Here is an 18,380-nt window from a genome sequence, read left to right as displayed (position 1 = left end):
AAATTGCGCTATACTTCGATTTATCTCGACTTCAAGATAAATTTGACGCCATGAAAAAATTCCCCCTAGCCGATACCGCGATCACCGCGCTGGCCCCCGTCATCTGGGGTTCGACCTATATCGTCGCCACCGAAATCCTGCCCGCCGGGCGCCCTTTCACCGCCGCCGCAGTGCGCGCCCTGCCTGCCGGCCTGCTGCTGGTGCTGTTCGCCGGCCGCATGCTGGCCCGCCATCTGTGGTGGCGCGTTGCCGTGCTGGCCGCGCTGAACATCGGCGCTTTCCAGGCCTTGCTCTTCGTCGCCGCTTACCGTTTGCCGGGCGGACTGGCCGCCGTACTGGGCGCCATCCAACCCATCGTGATCATGGGCCTGGCCTGGGGTTGGGATGGCCGCAAGCCGCAAGTGGCGGCACTGGGCGCCGCTGCGGTGGGCGTGGCCGGCATGGGCGCCCTGCTGTTGTCACCATCCGCGCGCTGGGATGCACTCGGCGTGACCGCAGCCCTGGCCGGCGCCCTGAGCATGGCCGTTGGCACCTGGCTGGCGCGCCGCTGGAAAACCGGCTTGCCGGTGGCTGAACTGGCCGGCTGGCAGCTGCTATTGGGCGGCCTGATGCTGGCGCCGCTGGCGCTGCTGGCCGACCCGCCTCTGCCTGCCTCGCTGGCGACCAGCGAGCTGCTTGGCTATGGTTACCTGACCCTGGTTGGCGCCTTGGTGGCTTACCTGCTGTGGTTCCGTGGCCTGAGCCGCCTGTCGCCTGTCGCGGTGTCCTCGCTTGGCTTGCTCAGCCCTGCCACCGCCGTGGTGCTGGGCTGGGCCCTGCTCGGGCAAAAACTTGGCGGCACAGCGATGCTTGGCTTGGCCGTGGTGCTGGGCAGCGTGCTGACTCTCCAACTCAAACTGCAGGAGGCGAAATGAACAAGCCAATTAAGGACCTGATTGAGTCCCGCGTCTCGGCCAATTACTTTGACCCGGCCGCGCCGGTTAGCGATGAACAAGTGACGGAACTGGTGCGTCTGGCAACGCTGGCGCCATCGGCCTACAACGTGCAGAACTGGCAGTTTGTCGCAGTTCGCTCCCAGGAAGCGCGGGAGAAATTGCGCGAGCTGTCCTTCGGCCAGCAGAAAGTTGTCGATGCGCCCGTGACTTTCATCATCAGCGGCACGCTGCGGGCACAGGACCAGGTGGCGGCGGCTCTGAAGCCGGCTGTGGATAAGGGCATACTTATCCAACCCGTTGTCGACAGCTGGACCCGCATGGCGCAGGGTTCCATGAACGGCGATGAGCGCGCCCAGCGCGATGAAGCTTTGCGTTCCGCCTCGCTGGCGGCCATGACCATGATCCTGGCCGCCGAAGGGATGGGACTTTCCAGCTGCGCCATGACCGGCTTCGATGCGGAGGCCGTGCATGCCGCCTTTGGACTCGGCGCCAATGAAGTACCGGTCATGCTGGTGGCGGTCGGCCAGGCCGCCCAGGGCAATTGGCCGCAAAAGCCACGCCGCCTGCTGGATGACGTGCTGCGCTACGCTTAACGATTCGTGATCGTCACGCCGGTGGCAACCAACAGGCCGCCGGCGATCATCGAAGCCATCACCTGCTCGCCCAGCATCAGCGCGGCGAGCGACACGCCGAACACCGGCACCAGATTGTTGAATACCGCCGTGCGTGCCGGGCCCAGTGCCTTCACGCCTTCATACCACCACACGAAGGCCACCACGGTGCCGAAGGCGCCAAGGTAGGTGACGGACGCCCAGACCTGCCAGCCCAGCGCTGCCCAGGCCACGTTCGGCAGCTCGCCCGAGGCGGTGATCAGCAGGAAGCCCAGGCCCCACAGCGACGCATAGGTCGTGGCGGCAATCGGCGACAAGCCTTTCAGCGCGGCGCGGCCAACCAGGGTGTAGGCGGCCCAGCACGAAGCAGCGCCCAGCATCATCAATTCGCCGACGCCGATCGACTGGCTGATGTCATGCAGCGCGGCCATTGGCTCGCCGCGTGTGATCAGCACGGTCGCGCCGACGAAGGCGATGCCGATGCCCGCCCATTTCTGCCAGTTCAGGCGTTCGCGCAGCACGGCGGCAGCGGCCAGCGCGGTCACGATCGGGTTCATCGCGATGAACAAGGCCGAGCGGCTGGCTTCCATCTTGCCCAGCGCGGAGAAGAAGCAGAAGTTGTACAGGAAGATGCCGGTCAGGCCCAAAGCCGCCGTGGCGCCCATCTGCTGCAGCGAGAGTTTCGGCAGGCCGCCTTCGCGCTTCCAAGCCAGCACCAGCAGCAGCGCCGCCGCAATCGAAAAGCGGATGGACGCTGCCGTCAGCGGTGGCAGTGCATTCGAGACAATATGGCCGGCGATGAAAGTGCCGCCCCAGATCAGGGTGCAGGCGATCAGTTTAAGGTAGATCATGGCAGTCGGGCCTTGCGTGTCAGTGAAGGAGCTTATACATTAATACTTATCCTGACTCATAGAAAAATGAGGAAAAGCTCATGACTTTCACTCAGCTCGAAATCTTCGCCCTGGTGGCTGAATTGCGCGGCTTTACCGCCGCCGCCCTGCGCCTCGGCGTGAGCCAATCCGCCATCTCCCACGCCATCAAATCGCTCGAGCAGGAACTGGGCGTGCAGCTGATCCAGCGCCAGGGGGCGGTCGCGGAAATCACGGAATTGGGCCAGCGCCTGCTGGTGCGCGCCCGCGAAATCACCGGCCTGGCCGAGTCGATGCGACAGGAGGTGGCGCTGGCCAGCGGCCTGAATAAGGGCTTGCTGCGGATTGGCTCGTTCGGCCCGACGTCTTCCCTCAAGCTGCTGCCGGCAATCCTGGATGTGTTTCTCATCCGCTATCCCGGTATCGAAGTGCGCATCGACGAGGGCACTGACGGCGACACGCTGCAATGGGTCATGGACCGCCGCGTTGATATCGGCTTCACCCAGCTGCCGGACGAGCGCTTCGATACCGTTGAACTGGTGGAGGACCAGATGGTGGCGCTGCTGCCCTCTGCGCATCCTTTGGCAAAGCAGAAAACTGTTACGGCGCAGGACTTGGCGCACGAGCCCTTCATCATGCCGGACGCGGGATGTTCGACGCTGATCGAGCCCCTGTTTGCATCGCAAGGCGTAAGCCCGCAAGTGCGCTACCGCATGTCGCAGGTGCTGACGGTGCTCGGCATGGTGGCGCGCGGTGATGGCGTTTCCGGCATGGCGGAACTCGCGCTGCCGGTCAACCTCGCGTTGACCCATCCTGAAATTGCTGTGCGCCCGTTCACGCCGGCCGTGCGGCGCCGTGTCGGCCTTGCTCTGCGCAACCTGGCGCAGGCATCGCCTGCAGCCAAGGCCTTTGTCGAAGTGGCGCGCCAGATCAAACTGCAGGACCGGCTGGCGCTGGCGCCCCCGCCGGCGACGATTCGGCGTCGGGCATAAGATCGTCGATGCGCGTGTGGCGGCGCCGGCCCGCCATCAAGGCCAGCTCGGTGCGCTGCTGCTCAGCCTTTCTTTCTAGCTCGCGCAGTTCCTGCTCCAGCGCTTCAACGCGCAGCGCATGGATATCGAGCCCGATCTGCTGCGCTGCAAATCCCAGCGCCTCGCATTCATCCGGGCGGTATGACTCGCCGCTGGCCTTGGGGCCAAGCACGACGAAACCATGCAGCGCACCGCGATGGCTCATTGGCAGCACCAGGTCGCCGCGCACTTGGCTTTGCAGCTCGATCGCAGTCGGCGCCATGTCGGCGCGCAAAGCCACCACCAGCTGGTCGTTCGGTTCCACCAGCGCCGGTGCATCGGACAGGGTGCCGCTGACGAACAGGTAATCGCCGCTTCCCTGCCGCAGGTAGATGGCGCAACCCGCGTGCCCGGTAAAGCGGTCCACTGCGGTGCGGAAGGCGGCAAGCAGCGCATCGACGGCAGTGAAATGCGCGGCCTGGCGCACGAAATGGCGCAGCTTATGTTCGTTGTCGTGCCATTTGAAGAAAAATATCTTTTCCACCCAGCGCTCGATGCGGCCGTGCAGCTGGTGGAAGATCAGGTAGACGGCCAGCGCAATCGCAGCGTCGATGGCAAAGCTCTTATGGGCTGCGCCATCGCCTTTCAGCAGCGATTTGGAGATGAACTCCATCAGGCCCACAGTGCACAGCAAAAGAACGCTGACCACGCTGTACACCATGGCGCGGTTGATGGCGAACTCGAAATTGAAGACGCGGTGCTTCAGCACTGCATACGCCAGGCCGCAGTACATGACCAACTGGCCGGCATAAGCCATCAGGGCCACCACGCGCAAGTCGCCTGCTGTTGCATCGGCCGAGGGCATCCAGATCAGGGTGCTGGGGATCGCCGGTACCAGGAAGGACAGGAATAGCCACATATGGCGCTGCCGTACCTGGCCGCTGGTTTGCTGCCAGCCTTCGGCCACGCTGGCCAGGGTCAGCACCATTCCTGCGGCGGCACATGACAGGACCAGCACCCACAGCATCGGCGCTTCATTGCCAAGTGCGAGCCAGCCTGAATACGCGGCGGTTACCAGTGCGAGCAAGTGCAAAGGTGCACTGCAGCGGGCAAGCCAGCGCCTGAGAGGACGTGGCTCATATGCCTGGTAGCGCAGGGCGAAGGCCAGCGCCCAGTACCACAGCATCGGATACAGCGTCAGGCAAAGTAGCTTGCCAACGTAATGCGGCCAGCCGTAAGGCGCATAGCTGAATGTGATGAAGTACAAAAGCGTCAGGCAGAGGAAGGTCTTGGCCAAGCCGCGATAGGCCGGGTGGCCGGCTTGCTTGAATCCGACCAACAGGGTAAATAGCAGCGATACCGAGGCAGTCAGGATGCGCCCGAAAAAGTCCATGTATTCGGCAACGCGGATCGGCGCCGCCAGGGCGGTGACTTCGATGTGGCGCGGCACGCCATTGCGGTACAGCGTCAAGCCGATATGCTCCCCAACGGCGAATTTGCGCCAGCGGTCCAGTGTACGGTCGAAGCGCACAACATCGCCAGTCTGGGCGCCGGCTTGCCGCAGCGAAGATTGCTGGTGGAAGCCGAGGATGCGAAGCTTGTGGGTGCCAGGCGGCATGGGGCTGGTGCCGGAATCGTCTTCCAGCTGGACGCCAAGGCTGCCTTGCTGCTGCTCGACCAGCAGGGGCCGGATGGCAAAGCTGGCATCGTAAAGGATCAGCGACAGGACTATCATGCACATCCCGGACAACAGCCAAGTCCAAGTTGCAGGCGCAATGCGGAACTGCTTCATAAAGCCCCCCGACCGGTAGCGATCAACGATTATAGGTAGAATTCTCGTCTTGTCGCAATGGCAAGCAACTTTCAATAATCAAGGCACCGTAAGCATGAAGGCAGAACTGGAGCAGCGGCTTTTCGCCACAGGCAAAGCATGGTGGAAATGGCTGGAAAAGCAGCACGCCGAATCGCAAGGCGTGTGGATGAAGATCGCCAAGAAGGGCGCGCCGGAATCGTCGGTGCAATATCCCGAGGCGCTGGATGCGGCGCTGTGCTTCGGCTGGATCGACGGGCAGAAGAAGAGCATCGACGAGCAGTACTGGCTGCAGAAATTTACGCCGCGCGCCAAGCGTAGCATCTGGTCCAAAGTGAACCGCGAGAAGGTTGCGGCTCTCATAGAAAAGGGTTTGATGCAGCCAGCCGGACAGGAGGAAATCGAGCGCGCAAAGCAGGATGGGCGCTGGGAGGCGGCCTACGATTCATGGAGCGCGGCCGAGGTGCCGGGTGACCTGCAGGCGGCGCTCGATGCGAACGCCAAGGCGCGCGCCAAGTTTGCAACGCTTAGTTCGCAGAACCGCTACGCGATCCTGTTCCGCACGCACCAGGCCAAGCGGGCGGAGACTCGGGCCAAACGCATCGGCGAATTCGTGGCCATGCTGGAACGGGGCGAAACGATTTACCCGCAACGTTAGCGGTCTTCCTGCTCCAGCCAGCGCCGGCCCTGCGTCAGCACTTGCTCCAGTTCGGCGCGTACGGCGGCCAGCACCGCGGGCAGGGTTTCCGGACTGCCGACGCGGATGGCCGATTCGGCGTCCAGCGTTGCCTTCACCAGGCGTTTGGCGCCCAGCACGCCGACGGCGCCGCGCAGGCTATGCAGGATGCGGGCTGCTTCTCCGGGGCGGCCATCGCGCACGGCGGCGTCGGCGTCGTCCATCGGCTGCATGCCGCCCTCCAGTGCGCCGCGCACCATCTTGAACATCACCGCCCGGCCCTTCTGGTCTTTGCCCATCACCCGCATCAGGCTGTCCATGCTGAAGACCTGCTCGGATGGGGCTTGCTCGGGCGCTGGCGATGCGCTTGGTTCGGGCGCGGCGCCGGCTTTGGCGGGCAGGTTGCGTTCGATCACGGCCATCATTTCCTCGATCACCACCGGCTTGGCAATGAAGTCGCTGATGCCGGCTTCGGTGCAGCGGTGGCGTTCGGAAGCCAGTACACCGGCCGTCATGGCGATCACCGGTAGATCCAGTTTCAATTCGTCGCGGATGATGCGCGTAGCGCTGAAGCCATCCAGCACCGGCATCTGCATGTCCATCAGCACGATGTCGTAGTTGCTGGCGCTGGTGCGCAGGATGTCCACCGCTTGCTGGCCGTCGCCGACAACGTCCAGCGTGGCGCCGGCAAGTTCCAGGATGCCGCGCGCCACCGCTTGGTTCAGCAGGTTGTCCTCCACCAGCAGGAAATGCATGCCGCGCAGGCGGTTAAGCAGCGCGGAAGCAGCAGCTGTAGCCTCCTCCTTGCCGCTGGTCGCTGCCAGCGCCTGGTGCAGGGCGTCGAACAGGCTCGACGCGGTGATCGGCTTGACCAGCACCACGTCCGCTTCGCGCGAGTTGGCGATTTCGTCGACCTGGCTACGGGCAAAGGCATTGATGGTCACCACGATTGGCTGGCGATGCCCCTCAGCCGCCTGCCGTATTTCGCGCGCTGACGTGAGGCCCGCCGGACCGTGCATATGCCAGTCCGCCAGCACCACGTCGTATGGTTGCGAGCCCGCCAGGTGGGCACGGAACTGTTCGAGGGCTGCCGCGCTGGAATCGGCTGCGTCGGCTTCCCACCCCCAAGCGCGCAGCAGCTGCACCATCATATTGCGGCTGGTCTGGTTGTCATCGGCCACCAGCACATGGAGCGGACCGAGGGCCGGCAAGCGGCGCGGTTCGGCGCGTTCTGGCAGTACGCCGAACCAAAGCTCGAAGGAGAAGGTGCTGCCGGTCCCCGGTACGGTTTGCAGCTGCACTTGCCCGCCCATCAGCTCCACCAGCCGGCGCGTGATCGCCAGCCCAAGGCCAGTCCCGCCGAAGCGGCGCGTGATGCTTTCGTCGCCTTGCGAGAAGGCGTTGAACAACTGCGTGGTTTGCTGCTCCGTCATGCCGATGCCGGTGTCGCGCACTTCAAAGCACAGCAGCACGCGATCGGCCACGCGCACCGCCGTCCTGACCGAAACCACTACCTCGCCCTGCTCGGTGAATTTGATTGCGTTGCTAGCCAGGTTGGTCAGGATCTGTTGCAGGCGCAATGAATCGCCGTGTAGAAGCGTGGGCACGTCCGGGTTGACCACGATGGCCAGTTCCAGCTCCTTGTCGCCGGCATTCATGGTCATGGTCGTGGCCAGTGTGGCCATGGCCTCGTCAAGGTCGAAATCGACAGGCGCCAGTTCCATGCGGCGCGCTTCAATTTTGGAGAAGTCCAGAACGTCGTTCAGGATGCCCAGCAGGGACTGGCCCGAGGTGCGGATCATCGTCAGGTATTTGCGCTGCTGCGCGCTGAGCGAAGTATTCCCCAGTAGGTAGACCATGCCCAGCACCGCATTCATCGGCGTGCGGATTTCGTGGCTCATGTTGGCCACGAAATCGCTCTTGGCGCGGTTGGCCGCTTCCGCGCGGTCACGTTCGCGCTCGAGTTCCGCCGCGCGCAGGTCGGCCTCCGCCTTCAGGTGCTGCGACTGGGCTTCCGCCGACTGCCTCTCCTGCATCAGGCAATTGAAGGCCTCCGTCAGCTCGCCGATCTGGTCCTTGCGCGTCACGGGTATGGCTGAAAACTGGCCCGGCGAGGCCCGCAAGTCCTGAATCGCATTACGCAGCCGCGTCACGGGCGCCAGCAGGTAGAGCGTGATCCAGCCGATCAGCAAAGCGGAGATCACGGACGCGCCCACACCCCAGGCCAAAAGATGCAATTGCACGCCTTCGAAGGGCTCAAACGCTTCATGTACCGGCAGGATGGTCGCCAGCACCCACCCCGTGGATTTCAGCCGCCGGTAGCTGCTCAGACCCGGCACGCCGGCGGAATTCTGGCTGATGACGGTACCCTCGAAGCCTTCCTTGATTGCCCGGGTGGTGGCCGGATTGGCATTCGCTGCGCGCGGCTGCAGGATGCGGGTGGCGTCCGGATGCACAACGTATAGCGAAGGCTCGCCGATCGTCACGGCAAAGTAGTAGCCGGTCTTGCCCACCTTGGCGGTGCGCAGGTGGCCCAGCATATTGTCTTTGTAAAGCCGCAGCACACCGGCCAGGACGCCAACCACCTTGCCCTGGTCGTCCAGCAGGGGCGCCACCATCTGCACGATGGGCTGGCCGCTGGCGCGGCTCTTGATCGGTCCCACGATCATGGGCTTGCGGGTTTCGAGCACCTTCTTGAAGTATTCGCGGTCGGCCACCGACAGGCCCGCGCGGCCGGGCATCAGCGGCACATCCGCCACCAGGGTGCCTGCGCCATCGATCACGATGACGTCGTCGAACATGGACAGCATGGCGCGCTCTTCGTACCAGTTGCGCAACGCGGCGGGATCGTGCATCAGGGTGCGGGGCTGCTTGCGGGCCGATTGGGCGATCACGTCCAGCAAAGCAGTCAGCTTGTCGTCCAGGTCTTCCGCAGTCCGGGCGATCAGGGCATCCTGCTGCGCAAACAGCACCTTGGTGAAGTCCTCCCGCAGGCGCTGCGCCTGCAAAACGGTCACCACGGCGATCATCACGATGGACGTGATGCTGGTGGCTAAGGCGACCTTCACATTGATCCCGAGAGGCTTCATCGACGTCCTTTGAGCGGGGGGCTGCTGGCTAGTGTAATTTATTTTTGTAACCGCGAATCCAAATGGCGCGACGACTCCTCTTAGCAGGTGAGGAATTTCCCTCCAAAGCGAAAAGGAGTGCAAAATGTTCTATGTTAAAAATGTACCAACATGGGAGCGCGTGATGCGCGTAGTCGCCGGCTTGGCGGTCGTGGGCTGGAGCGTGCTGGCACTGGGCGGCCTGGGGGGCACCGTGCTGGCTTTGTCGGCGGCCGGCATTGTGCTGTCCGGGCTATTCGGCTTCTGCCCGGCTTGCGCAATGGTGGGACGCAAACTGGATAAGGCGAATCGGTAAATGGCACTTCTTGAGCAGCACCAACCCGTGCTGAAGGCGGCGCACGGCGGCGATCCGGAGGCCTTGGCACGCCTGCTGGCGGTCTGCCAGCCGGATATCCGCCGCTATGCGCAGCGCAATTGCCTGATCAGCGATGTCGATGATGCGGTACAGGAGGTGCTGCTGCTGATGTCGCGGCGCCTGTCGTCCCTAAAAGTACTGGCGGCGTTTTCGGGATGGCTGTTCAAGGTGGTGCAGCGCGAATGCCGGCGCCTGGGACGGCGTGCCTTCAGCTACGACCCGTACGACGAGGAGCGCGCCGAGCAATGGCTTGCGGCGCAGACCGATGCCAGCTTGCGCACGGAGGTGGCGCAGGCGCTGGAATCGCTGCCGCACGATTACCTGCAGATTTTGCTGTTGCGGGATTTTGAGGAATTGAGCATTGCGGAGATAGCGCAGGTGCTGGGGTTGACGACGGCGGCTACCAAGAGCCGCCTGCATCGGGCGCGTGCGCTGGCGCGCGAGTATCTGGTCAACTAGTCGGCGCGGATCGAGACTTCACGTTCCGCCGGCCATTGCCAGCTGCCTTCCAGCCGCCAGTCGCGTTTCTTGCCTTCGACCAGTACCTGCCAGCGCGAGCGCTCCAGCATTGGCAAGGCCACGCTGAAATCGCCGTCGGCATCGGGCCGCGCCAGCAGCACCGTATCGCGTGCCGGCTGGGTCGCGTGCTGCAAGCGGATGCTCAGTGTCTCGTCGGCCAGCGGTTTGCTGCTGCCGATGTGGCCGCGCAGCAGGCCTTCGGCCGCGTCATAGCGGAAGCCGACCGACAAGCCCAGCGCCGCAGCCGCACGGTCACGCCGCAAGTCCTGGTTGATGGCCTTGCCCTGCTTGTAGTAATCGCCCACCACCAGCGCATCCTGCCCGGTGAAGGCCACATAGCAGGTGGCGATGCCGGCGATCGCAACGAAGGCTGGACCCATCATCAAGAGCCACGGCCAGCGATGGGTGTACCACGGGGCTTCGGAAACTATCGCATTCATTTTTCACTCCTTAGCGCGGTACGATGAATACCGCTTTTTCCTTGACGGCCAGCGAGGGATCGTCCAGCGCCGTCAGCTCAATCGCAATCTTGTTGGAACCGGTTTCACCCTTGCCGTGATCGACGCGCAGGCGGATCGGCACGGCGCGCGTTTCGGTCGGGCCCAGGTCCACGGTGTCCGGCACTGCAACCTGAAGCGTATCGATGCCGCTGGCACGGATGCGATAGGTGTGGCCCTTCTCGGCCGTATTCATGATCTGCAGGCGGTACACGTTCTCGATCATGCCGTTTTCAACCTCGCGGCCCATCGAACCGCGGTCGCGTATCACGTCCATCTTGAGCGGCGTACGCATGGCCAGCGTGGTGAACACGGCGATGATGAATACCAGCAGGCCGCCGGTGTAGAGCAGAACGCGCGGGCGCATCACGCGCTTGCGGATTTCTTTCGCCCCCAGCCCCTGCGACATGGCGCGATCGGTGCTGTAGCGGATCAAGCCGCGCGGCTGTTCAATCTTGTCCATCACGATGTCGCAGGCGTCGATGCAGGCGGCGCAGCCGATGCATTCGTACTGCAGGCCTTTGCGGATATCGATGCCGGTCGGGCAAACCTGCACGCACAGCGAGCAGTCGATGCAGGAGCCTTCCGATTTCGGGCCGCGTGGCTCGCCGCGCTTTTCATCGTAAGTGATGATCAGGGTGTCGCGGTCGAACATCGCGCTCTGGAAGCGGGCGTATGGGCACATGTACTTGCACACCTGCTCGCGCAGCCAGCCGGCGTTGCCGTAGGTGGCCAGGCTGTAAAACCCAACCCAGAACAATTCCCATGGACCGAAATTGAAGGTTTGCGCCGCCTCGGCAAGATTGTGCAGCGGCGAGAAGTAGCTGACGAAGGTAAATCCGGTCCACAGCGAGAGCGCCAGCCAAGCCGTGTGCTTGCCGCCCTTGCGCCAGGCTTTGTTGAAGGACATCGACTCTTTCGCCAGGCGCATTTGCGCACTGCGCGAACCTTCGAATTTTCGCTCGATCCACAGGAACATTTCCGTGTAGACCGTTTGCGGACACGAGAACCCGCACCACACACGCCCCGCTACCGCCGTGACCAGGAACAGTCCCCAGGCACAGGCGATCAGCATGGCCGCCAGGTAGATGAAGTCCTGCGGCCACAACACCAGGCCAAAGATGTAGAACTTACGCGCCATCAGGTCGAACAGGATGGCTTGCCGGCCATTCCATTGCAGCCACGGCGCTCCGTAGAAGACCACCTGGGTCAGGATCAGGCAGATCCAGCGCAGGTTTGTGTAATGGCCTTTCACCTCGCGCGGGAAAATCTCCTCGCGCTTGGCGTACATCTTGATCACTTGTGGTGCGGGGGCGTTCATGATGCTTTACTTCATAGCTTGGACGGGTGGATTCGACAGGCTCCAGACGTAGGCAGCCAACACATGCACCTTGCTCTCGCCGAGGAAGTCCTCGAACGCAGGCATGGTGTTGTTGCGGCCTTTGCGAATGGTTTCCATGATGGTTTCCGAGCTGCCGCCATAGAGCCAGACCTTGTCGCTCAGGTTAGGGGCGCCCAGCATTGGGTTGCCCTTGCCGCCAGGGCCGTGGCAGGCCATGCAGGCAGAGAACTTGGACTTGCCCATCACCGATTTGATCGGGTCGTGGGTGCTGTCGGACAGGCTCAGGACGTACTGCGCAACGTTCTCGATTTCCTTCTCCGAGCCCAAAGCCGCGCCCATTGGAGGCATCACGCCGTGGCGGCCCTTCATGATCGTCAGCTTGATGGTGTCGGGATCGCCGCCATGCAGCCAGTCCTTGTCGGCCAGGTTAGGGAAGCCCTTGTTGCCGCGCGCATCGGAGCCGTGGCACTGCGCGCAGTAGGTCAGGAACAGGCGTTCGCCAATGGCGTGCGCCTGCGGGTCGGCCGCGACGGCCTTGAGGTCCTGGCCCTTGTACTTGTCGAACAGGGGGCCGTAGTCCTTCTCGGCTTTGGCCAGTTCTTCCTTATGCTCCTTGGCGGAAGTCCAGCCCAGCGAGCCCTTGTAGCTGCCCAGGCCTGGGTACAGCCACAGGTAGCCGATGGCGAAGGCGATGGTCAGGTAGAACAACCACATCCACCAGCGCGGCATCGGGGTATTCAGCTCGGTCAGGTCTTCATCCCAGATATGGCCGGTGGTGCCGACTTTGCCGTCCACCGACTTCAGGGCCGCGCCCTTCACGGAGGATTGGGACCACAGCAGCACGCCGCAGCCGACGATGCCGATGACGGTCAGGACGACGATATAGATGTTCCAGAATTCGCTAGTGAAATCAGCCACGGTCTTTCTCCTCGTCCGCGAAAGGCAGCTTGGCCGCTTCTTCCCAGTTACCGCGCTGGGCCCACCATACGATGCCGAGGAAGGTGACGAAGGAAATCACCGTCATCACATTGCTCGCATTGCCAAAAAAGTTTTCCATGTCAGTTCCTCGTCTTGATCTGGGTGCCCAGGCCTTGCAGGTAGGCCACGAGTGCATCCTCTTCCGTCTTGTTGGCCAGTTCGGCCGGTGCGGCGGCGATTTCCTCTTCCGAGTACGGGTCACCCATGCGCTTCAGCGCGCGCATTTTCGGCACCACCTCATCCGGCTTCAATTTGGTCTGCGCCAGCCACGGGTAGTTAGGCATATTCGATTCCGGCACCACGTCGCGCGGGTTGTTCAGGTGGGTTTTGTGCCATTCGTCGCTGTAGCGGCCACCAACGCGCGCCAGGTCGGGGCCGGTGCGCTTGGAGCCCCACTGGAATGGGCGGTCATACACAAACTCGCCCGCCACCGAGTAGTGGCCGTAACGTTCGGTCTCGGCGCGGAACGGGCGGATCATCTGCGAGTGGCAGGTGTAGCAGCCTTCACGCACGTAGATGTCGCGGCCCGTCAGGCGCAGCGCGGAGTAAGGCTTCAGGCCCGCAACTGGTTCTGTGGTCGACTTCTGGAAGAACAGCGGGATGATTTCCACCGCGCCGCCCACCGACACCACCAGCGTGACCAGTGCGATCAGCAGCCAGGGGTTCTTCTCAATCCATTCATGGGAAAATTTCATTATTCGCTCCGATATGCTGCATTAGGCCGCGAGGCTCATTTCAGGGATGCGCGCACGCGTCGTTTCGCGGCCCTTCAGGGTCATCCAGGTGTTGTAGGCCATGACGCACATGCCGGCCAGGTACAGCACGCCACCCAGGAAGCGCACCACGTAGTACGGGTAGGTAGCCTTCACGCCTTCCACGAAGGTGTATGTCAGGGTGCCGTCCGGATTTACTGCGCGCCACATCAGGCCCTGCATCACGCCGGCAATCCACATCGCGGCGATATACAGGACGATGCCGATTGTGGCGACCCAGAAGTGCAGGTCGATCAGCTTGGTGCTGTACATCTTGGTCTGGCCGGCCATGCGAGGGATCAGGTAGTAGATCGAGCCCATGGTGATAAAGCCCACCCAGCCCAGTGCACCGCCGTGGACGTGGGCGATGCCCCAGTCGGTGTAGTGCGACAGCGCGTTGACGGTCTTGATCGACATCATCGGGCCCTCGAAAGTGGCCATGCCGTAGAAGGACAGGGACACGATCATCAGCTTCAGGATCGGGTCGGTGCGCAGCTTGTGCCATGCACCGGAGAGGGTCATCATGCCGTTGATCATGCCGCCCCAGCTTGGCGCCAGCAGGATCAGGGAGAACACCATGCCCAGCGATTGCGCCCAGTCAGGCAGCGCTGTGTAATGCAGGTGATGGGGACCGGCCCACATATAGGTGAAGATCAGCGCCCAGAAGTGCACGATCGACAGCTTGTAGGAATACACAGGGCGCTCGGCCTGTTTCGGGATGAAGTAGTACACCATGCCCAGGTAGCCGGCGGTCAGGATGAAGCCCACCGCATTGTGGCCGTACCACCACTGGATCATCGCGTCCTGCACGCCCGAGTACATCGAGTAGGACTTGAACAGCGAAGCCGGCATGCTCATGCCGTTCACCACGTGCAGGATGGTCACCGCCAGGATGTAGCCGCCGAAGAACCAGTTGGCGACGTAGATGTGCTTGACCTTGCGTTTGATGATGGTGCCGAAGAAGACGGTGGCGTAGGCAACCCACACCAGTGCGATCAGGATGGAGATCGGCCATTCCAGTTCAGCGTATTCCTTGCCGCGGGTGTAACCCATTGGCAGGGTGACCACGGCGGCCAGGATCACGGCTTGCCAACCCCAGAAGGTGAAGGCGGCCAGCTTGTCGGAGAACAAACGCACCTGGCAGGTGCGCTGGACCACGTAATAGGAAGTGGCGAACAGGCCGCTGATGCCGAAGGCGAAGATCACTGCATTGGTATGCAGGGGACGCAGGCGGCCGTACGTCAGCCAGGGGATGTCCAGGTTCAGGGCGGGCCAGGCAAGTTGGGCGGCGATGATGACGCCGACCAGCATGCCCACAACGCCCCACAGTATGGTGGCGATCGCGAATTGCTTCACGATCTTGTAGTTGTAGTCCAGTGATTGATCCACTTTGAATTCTCCAGGCAGACACTTTGATGAGATATGTCAAAGGGTACCGAGGAGCACTTCAAAAAAACATGACGTAGGTCAAATCCGGTCGTCGTCCTGCAAAACTCTGATGGCTGGACCGACCAAATCGTCGAATTGGCCATCGTCCGAGGCCTTGAAGAACAACCACAGCGCGCCGAAGACCAGGCCGACGCTGAGGGGGATGAGAAGGTAAAGTGATTCCATTTTTCTAATTCCTCTTGCTAACCCCGGCGCAAACGGAGCGCATTCAGTACCACGAAGGCGGAACTGGCCGCCATGCCAATGCCCGACAGCCAAGGGTTCAGCAAACCGAAGGCCGCTGCCGGAATGGCAACTAAGTTGTAGAGCGTGGCCCAAGCCAGGTTCTGGCGGATCACGCGCATGGTTTTGTCGGCGCTGCGGGCGGTATCGGCCAGCAGCGGCAGGCGGGCGTCGAGCAATACGCAATCGGCGTGCACTTGTGCCAATGTTGCACCGCTGCCCATTGCGAAGGAAACATCGGCGGCGCTTAGTACGGCGGCGTCGTTGATGCCGTCGCCGACCATTGCCACCACGGCGCCGTGCTTTTGCAGCTCCTGCACGTAGGTGAGTTTTTCCTCCGGCAGGCAGTCGCCGATTGCCTCGCCAATGCCTAATTCGCCCGCCACTTTGTCAGCCAGCGCTTGCTGGTCACCGCTAAGCAGTACCACGGTCTTGCCGAGCTTCTGGAAATATTCAACCGTCTGCCGCGCATCCGTGCGCAGCGCATCGCTGATCAGGAAGCGCCCCAGCCAGCGGCCTTGCATGCCCAGCCAGACCGTCGTCATTGGCGACGCGCTGGGGCCAGGTTCCTTTCCTATCGCCGGGATGCGGCAGCCGGTGATGTCGGCTACGAAGGCGGCGGTCCCGAGGCGGTAACGGGCGCCGTTGACCATGCCCTCCATGCCTTGCCCCGCCAGTTCCTGCAATCCGATCGCGACTGCCGCACCGGCACCGTGGGCGTCAGCGGCAGCGCTGATGGCGCGCGCAATCGGATGCGCACTGCCCGCTTCGAGTGCCGCCGCCACGCGCAGGATGCCGATGATGCGTGCGCCGTCGATGGCGTCCACGCTTTGCACGGTTGGCCGCCCTTCGGTCAGCGTGCCGGTCTTGTCGAACACGACGTGCGTGGCGCGATGCAGGGTTTCCAGCACGTGCGGCTGCACGACCAGGGCGCCCTTGCCGAGCAGGCGGTCGGTCGCCGCAGCCAGCGCCGATGGCGTTGCCAGCGACAGCGCGCATGGGCAGGACACTACCAGCACCGCAATCGCCACCGGCCAGGCGCGCGCCGCATCATGCCAGTACCAGAAGCCGAAGCTGGCAGCCGCAAACAGCAGCAGCGCGGCGACGAACCAGGAAGCAGTGCGGTCAGCCCACTGCGCAATCTGCGGTTTGGCGCTGCCCGCGCGTTCTACGAGTTTGAGCAGGCCGGCCAGGGTACTGTCTCGTGCAGGTTTTTCAACCAGCAGCACGACCGGTCCGCCCGCGTTGACTGCGCCGCCTGGGATGCGGTCGCCAGGCAGCTTGCGTTGAGGCGCACTCTCGCCGGTCAGGAGCGACAGGTCGACGGCGGTGCTGCCGTCGACAAGGATGCAATCGGCAGCCACGGCTTCGCCGCCCTTGACGATGATATGGTCGCCTGCCGCCAGGGCGACCGCGGGAACGGTGACGGTCTCGCGCGAGTCCGGCCACAGCGACAGGCGCTGCGCCATCTCCGGCACGCCATGGCGCAGGCGGGACAAGGCGCTCGCCGCTTTACGCCGCGCCACCATTTCCAGGTAGCGGCTGGCCAGCAGCAGGAAGATGAACATGGTGACGGAGTCGTAATACACCTCGCCCGCGCCGCGGAAGGTGGACACCGCGCTGCCGATGAAGGCGGCCATGATGCCCAGCGCAACCGGCACGTCCATGCCCAGCGCACGCGCCTTCAGGCTGGCCAAGGCGCCTTTCAGGAAGGGCTGTGCCGAGTAGGCGATGGCGGGAAGCGTGAGCAGCAGGCTGGCCCAGCGCATCAGGCTTGCCATGCCGGCGTCCAGCGTGCCGTCGTCGCCCGCCATGTATTCGGGGGCGACGTACATCATCACCTGCATCATCGACAGGCCGGCCACGAACAACTGGCGGCCTAGCGTGCGGCTGGCTTTCTGCAACTGCGCATCGTGGCGGGTAGTGTCGTAAGGCCAGGCGTTGTAGCCGATGCTGCGCACCGCCTCCAGCAACGCCGCTGCCGTGGTCTTTTCCTTGTGCCAGCGGATGAAGAGCTTTTCGGTTGCGACGTTCAGGTTGGCATGCTGCACGCCGCTCACCTGGCGCAGGCGATGTTCGATCAGCCACACGCAGGCGGCGCAGCGGATGCCTTCCACCAGCAGGGTCATCTCGCGCGCATCGCCGTCGTCGATGATGTTCGGATCGTCTTCAGGCAGCGCCAGGGCAGCCGGCACCAGCGCCGCCCCGTCCGTGACGCTAGCGTCGGCGCCGCCCGGCGCGGCTGCGAAGCCATCGCGCTCGCGGTAGTAGCTGGTTTGCCCGATATCGACGATAGTCTGGGCGACGGCCGCGCAGCCAGGACAGCACATCGCGCGTTCAACGCCTTCAATGTTCACATTCCAGTTGGCGCTCGCCGCCACCGGCTGGCCGCAATGGAAGCACTGCGCGATTTCATTCATCATCATGGTTGCACCGTCAGGCAAAGCACATCGAGCCAGCTATGTTGGTTGCCGCCGGCGACGCGCGCCAGTCCCAACACGCCAAAACCCAGCACCAGCAGACCGCAGGCCACGCGTACGGAACGCTGTTGCAGGTAATGGCGCAGCCTGGCGCCGGCCATGCCCATCGCCAGCAGCATCGGCAGCGTGCCGAGGCCGAAGGCGCCCATGACCAGCGCGCCGTCGAGCGCGGAACCGCTCAGCATGGCGGTCAGCAGCATGCTGTAGACCATCCCGCATGGGACCCAGCCCCACAGGCCGCCCAGTGCCAGCGCCTTCAGCGGCGTATCCATTGGAACCAGCGGTTTGACCAGCGGCTGCACGCGGCGCCACAGCACGCCGCCGGCTTGCTCGACGCGGGCCAGGCCGCGCCAGGCATCCATCAGGTACAGGCCCATGGCGACCAGCATCAGGTTGGCCATCCAGTGCGCGGCCAACTGCAATGATGCCATGTGCGCCAGGCTGGCGACGCTGCCGGCAATACCGCCGGCAATCGCACCAGCCAGCATATAGCTGCCAATGCGGCCCGTGTTATAGAAAAGCACGTGGCCAAGCGCTTCTGCGTTGGCGCCGGCCCACGCGACTGCCCCACCTGCGGTCACGGCCCCTGCGCCCGCTCCTGCACGCGCGATCGGAATCACGCGGGTGCGCGCCGGCGCGGACGGCCCGCCGACGCTGAACGCGCTGACGATGCCGCCGCACATGCCGGCGCAATGCACACTGCCGGCAAGGCCGGCAATCAGGATGGGCAGCAGGTTCATGGCCTCC

18 protein-coding genes are annotated in these 18,380 nt (G+C 63.4%); 6 read left to right on the top strand and 12 right to left on the bottom strand.

Features of this window, described 5'->3' with window-relative positions; all coding sequences use genetic code 11:
• Window positions 1-50: 50 nt before the first annotated feature.
• Both AC1RTP_RS08230 and AC1RTP_RS08225 read left to right on the top strand, forming a co-directional pair.
• Window positions 51-914, top strand: coding sequence for an EamA family transporter (locus tag AC1RTP_RS08230; protein WP_498606275.1), 864 nt, complete (start codon window positions 51-53; stop codon window positions 912-914).
• Window positions 911-1,528: a nitroreductase family protein gene (locus AC1RTP_RS08225; RefSeq protein ID WP_498606272.1), complete on the top strand. Its 618-nt coding sequence runs from the start codon at window positions 911-913 to the stop codon at window positions 1,526-1,528. The genes AC1RTP_RS08230 and AC1RTP_RS08225 overlap by 4 nt, the downstream gene beginning before the upstream one ends.
• Here AC1RTP_RS08225 and AC1RTP_RS08220 read toward each other — a convergent pair.
• A complete protein-coding gene (locus tag AC1RTP_RS08220; RefSeq protein ID WP_498606270.1) occupies window positions 1,525-2,397 on the bottom strand; it encodes a DMT family transporter in 873 nt (290 codons plus the stop codon). The genes AC1RTP_RS08225 and AC1RTP_RS08220 overlap by 4 nt on opposite strands.
• Before the next feature lie 80 nt (window positions 2,398-2,477).
• Here AC1RTP_RS08220 and AC1RTP_RS08215 point away from each other — a divergent pair, with 80 nt between their 5' ends.
• Window positions 2,478-3,407: a LysR family transcriptional regulator gene (locus AC1RTP_RS08215; RefSeq protein WP_498606268.1), complete on the top strand. Its 930-nt coding sequence runs from the start codon at window positions 2,478-2,480 to the stop codon at window positions 3,405-3,407.
• On the opposite strand, the gene AC1RTP_RS08210 is transcribed toward AC1RTP_RS08215, so the two are convergent.
• Window positions 3,346-5,160, bottom strand: a complete 1,815-nt coding sequence (locus AC1RTP_RS08210; RefSeq protein ID WP_498606266.1) for a hypothetical protein — start codon at window positions 5,158-5,160, stop codon at window positions 3,346-3,348. The two genes, AC1RTP_RS08215 and AC1RTP_RS08210, sit on opposite strands and share 62 nt — an antisense overlap.
• A gap of 151 nt (window positions 5,161-5,311) precedes the next feature.
• Between AC1RTP_RS08210 and AC1RTP_RS08205 the strand changes: the two genes are divergently transcribed.
• Window positions 5,312-5,893 carry a YdeI/OmpD-associated family protein gene (locus AC1RTP_RS08205; protein ID WP_498606264.1) on the top strand — a complete coding sequence of 194 codons (582 nt, stop codon included), beginning with the start codon at window positions 5,312-5,314 and terminating at the stop codon, window positions 5,891-5,893.
• Here AC1RTP_RS08205 and AC1RTP_RS08200 read toward each other — a convergent pair.
• Complete coding sequence (locus AC1RTP_RS08200) at window positions 5,890-9,000, bottom strand: response regulator (protein WP_498606262.1); 3,111 nt, start codon at window positions 8,998-9,000, stop codon at window positions 5,890-5,892. The two genes, AC1RTP_RS08205 and AC1RTP_RS08200, sit on opposite strands and share 4 nt — an antisense overlap.
• A 124-nt stretch (window positions 9,001-9,124) precedes the next feature.
• On the opposite strand from AC1RTP_RS08200, the gene AC1RTP_RS08195 reads away from it, so the two are divergent.
• Together AC1RTP_RS08195 and AC1RTP_RS08190 are read left to right on the top strand one after the other, a co-directional pair.
• Entirely contained in the window at window positions 9,125-9,334 is a 210-nt protein-coding gene (locus tag AC1RTP_RS08195; protein WP_498606260.1) for a YgaP family membrane protein, read from the top strand.
• Window positions 9,335-9,853, top strand: a complete 519-nt coding sequence (locus tag AC1RTP_RS08190) for an RNA polymerase sigma factor (RefSeq protein WP_498606258.1) — start codon at window positions 9,335-9,337, stop codon at window positions 9,851-9,853.
• Here the strand turns inward: AC1RTP_RS08190 and AC1RTP_RS08185 are convergent.
• The 9 genes from AC1RTP_RS08185 to AC1RTP_RS08145 all read right to left on the bottom strand — a co-directional run bounded on the left by AC1RTP_RS08185 (window position 9,850) and on the right by AC1RTP_RS08145 (window position 18,373).
• Window positions 9,850-10,353 (bottom strand): FixH family protein, encoded by a 504-nt coding sequence (locus AC1RTP_RS08185; protein ID WP_498606256.1) that lies wholly within the window; start codon window positions 10,351-10,353, stop codon window positions 9,850-9,852. The two genes, AC1RTP_RS08190 and AC1RTP_RS08185, sit on opposite strands and share 4 nt — an antisense overlap.
• 10 nt (window positions 10,354-10,363) lie before the next feature.
• Window positions 10,364-11,731, bottom strand: a complete 1,368-nt coding sequence (gene ccoG / locus AC1RTP_RS08180; protein ID WP_498606254.1) for a cytochrome c oxidase accessory protein CcoG — start codon at window positions 11,729-11,731, stop codon at window positions 10,364-10,366.
• Between the two features lie 6 nt (window positions 11,732-11,737).
• Complete coding sequence (ccoP, locus tag AC1RTP_RS08175; protein WP_498606252.1) at window positions 11,738-12,670, bottom strand: cytochrome-c oxidase, cbb3-type subunit III; 933 nt, start codon at window positions 12,668-12,670, stop codon at window positions 11,738-11,740.
• Window positions 12,663-12,809, bottom strand: coding sequence for a cbb3-type cytochrome oxidase subunit 3 (locus AC1RTP_RS08170; RefSeq protein WP_498606250.1), 147 nt, complete (start codon window positions 12,807-12,809; stop codon window positions 12,663-12,665). Before AC1RTP_RS08170 ends, ccoP begins: the two co-directional genes overlap by 8 nt.
• 1 nt (window position 12,810) lies before the next feature.
• The gene (ccoO, locus tag AC1RTP_RS08165; RefSeq protein ID WP_498606248.1) at window positions 12,811-13,425 is read right to left on the bottom strand and encodes a cytochrome-c oxidase, cbb3-type subunit II; all 615 of its coding nucleotides are present in this window, start codon (window positions 13,423-13,425) and stop codon (window positions 12,811-12,813) included.
• 21 nt (window positions 13,426-13,446) lie between these two features.
• Window positions 13,447-14,871: a cytochrome-c oxidase, cbb3-type subunit I gene (gene ccoN, locus AC1RTP_RS08160; protein WP_498606247.1), complete on the bottom strand. Its 1,425-nt coding sequence runs from the start codon at window positions 14,869-14,871 to the stop codon at window positions 13,447-13,449.
• Window positions 14,872-14,949: 78 nt separating this feature from the next.
• Complete coding sequence (gene ccoS / locus AC1RTP_RS08155) at window positions 14,950-15,096, bottom strand: cbb3-type cytochrome oxidase assembly protein CcoS (RefSeq protein WP_028103443.1); 147 nt, start codon at window positions 15,094-15,096, stop codon at window positions 14,950-14,952.
• A 17-nt stretch (window positions 15,097-15,113) separates the two neighbouring features.
• Entirely contained in the window at window positions 15,114-17,579 is a 2,466-nt protein-coding gene (locus tag AC1RTP_RS08150) for a heavy metal translocating P-type ATPase (protein WP_498606245.1), read from the bottom strand.
• The gene (locus AC1RTP_RS08145; protein ID WP_498606243.1) at window positions 17,576-18,373 is read right to left on the bottom strand and encodes a sulfite exporter TauE/SafE family protein; all 798 of its coding nucleotides are present in this window, start codon (window positions 18,371-18,373) and stop codon (window positions 17,576-17,578) included. Before AC1RTP_RS08145 ends, AC1RTP_RS08150 begins: the two co-directional genes overlap by 4 nt.
• Between the last annotated feature and the right edge of the window lie 7 nt (window positions 18,374-18,380).

It is taken from the genome of Pseudoduganella sp. GW821-FHT11H04 (assembly GCF_058807935.1).
This window is presented reverse-complemented; position numbering and strand designations above follow the sequence as displayed.

What these genes read in the sequence shown, in the direction of transcription:
- AC1RTP_RS08150 (WP_498606245.1), bottom strand. Translation starts at nt 17,579, where the DNA reads ATGATGATGAATGAAATCGCGCAGTGCTTCCATTGCGGCCAGCCGGTG.
- AC1RTP_RS08220 (WP_498606270.1), bottom strand. Translation starts at nt 2,397, where the DNA reads ATGATCTACCTTAAACTGATCGCCTGCACCCTGATCTGGGGCGGCACT.
- AC1RTP_RS08195 (WP_498606260.1), top strand. Translation starts at nt 9,125, where the DNA reads ATGTTCTATGTTAAAAATGTACCAACATGGGAGCGCGTGATGCGCGTA.
- AC1RTP_RS08205 (WP_498606264.1), top strand. Translation starts at nt 5,312, where the DNA reads ATGAAGGCAGAACTGGAGCAGCGGCTTTTCGCCACAGGCAAAGCATGG.
- AC1RTP_RS08215 (WP_498606268.1), top strand. Translation starts at nt 2,478, where the DNA reads ATGACTTTCACTCAGCTCGAAATCTTCGCCCTGGTGGCTGAATTGCGC.
- AC1RTP_RS08145 (WP_498606243.1), bottom strand. Translation starts at nt 18,373, where the DNA reads ATGAACCTGCTGCCCATCCTGATTGCCGGCCTTGCCGGCAGTGTGCAT.
- AC1RTP_RS08170 (WP_498606250.1), bottom strand. Translation starts at nt 12,809, where the DNA reads ATGGAAAACTTTTTTGGCAATGCGAGCAATGTGATGACGGTGATTTCC.
- AC1RTP_RS08185 (WP_498606256.1), bottom strand. Translation starts at nt 10,353, where the DNA reads ATGAATGCGATAGTTTCCGAAGCCCCGTGGTACACCCATCGCTGGCCG.
- ccoS (WP_028103443.1), bottom strand. Translation starts at nt 15,096, where the DNA reads ATGGAATCACTTTACCTTCTCATCCCCCTCAGCGTCGGCCTGGTCTTC.
- AC1RTP_RS08200 (WP_498606262.1), bottom strand. Translation starts at nt 9,000, where the DNA reads ATGAAGCCTCTCGGGATCAATGTGAAGGTCGCCTTAGCCACCAGCATC.
- AC1RTP_RS08210 (WP_498606266.1), bottom strand. Translation starts at nt 5,160, where the DNA reads ATGATAGTCCTGTCGCTGATCCTTTACGATGCCAGCTTTGCCATCCGG.
- ccoG (WP_498606254.1), bottom strand. Translation starts at nt 11,731, where the DNA reads ATGAACGCCCCCGCACCACAAGTGATCAAGATGTACGCCAAGCGCGAG.
- AC1RTP_RS08190 (WP_498606258.1), top strand. Translation starts at nt 9,335, where the DNA reads ATGGCACTTCTTGAGCAGCACCAACCCGTGCTGAAGGCGGCGCACGGC.
- AC1RTP_RS08225 (WP_498606272.1), top strand. Translation starts at nt 911, where the DNA reads ATGAACAAGCCAATTAAGGACCTGATTGAGTCCCGCGTCTCGGCCAAT.
- AC1RTP_RS08230 (WP_498606275.1), top strand. Translation starts at nt 51, where the DNA reads ATGAAAAAATTCCCCCTAGCCGATACCGCGATCACCGCGCTGGCCCCC.
- ccoO (WP_498606248.1), bottom strand. Translation starts at nt 13,425, where the DNA reads ATGAAATTTTCCCATGAATGGATTGAGAAGAACCCCTGGCTGCTGATC.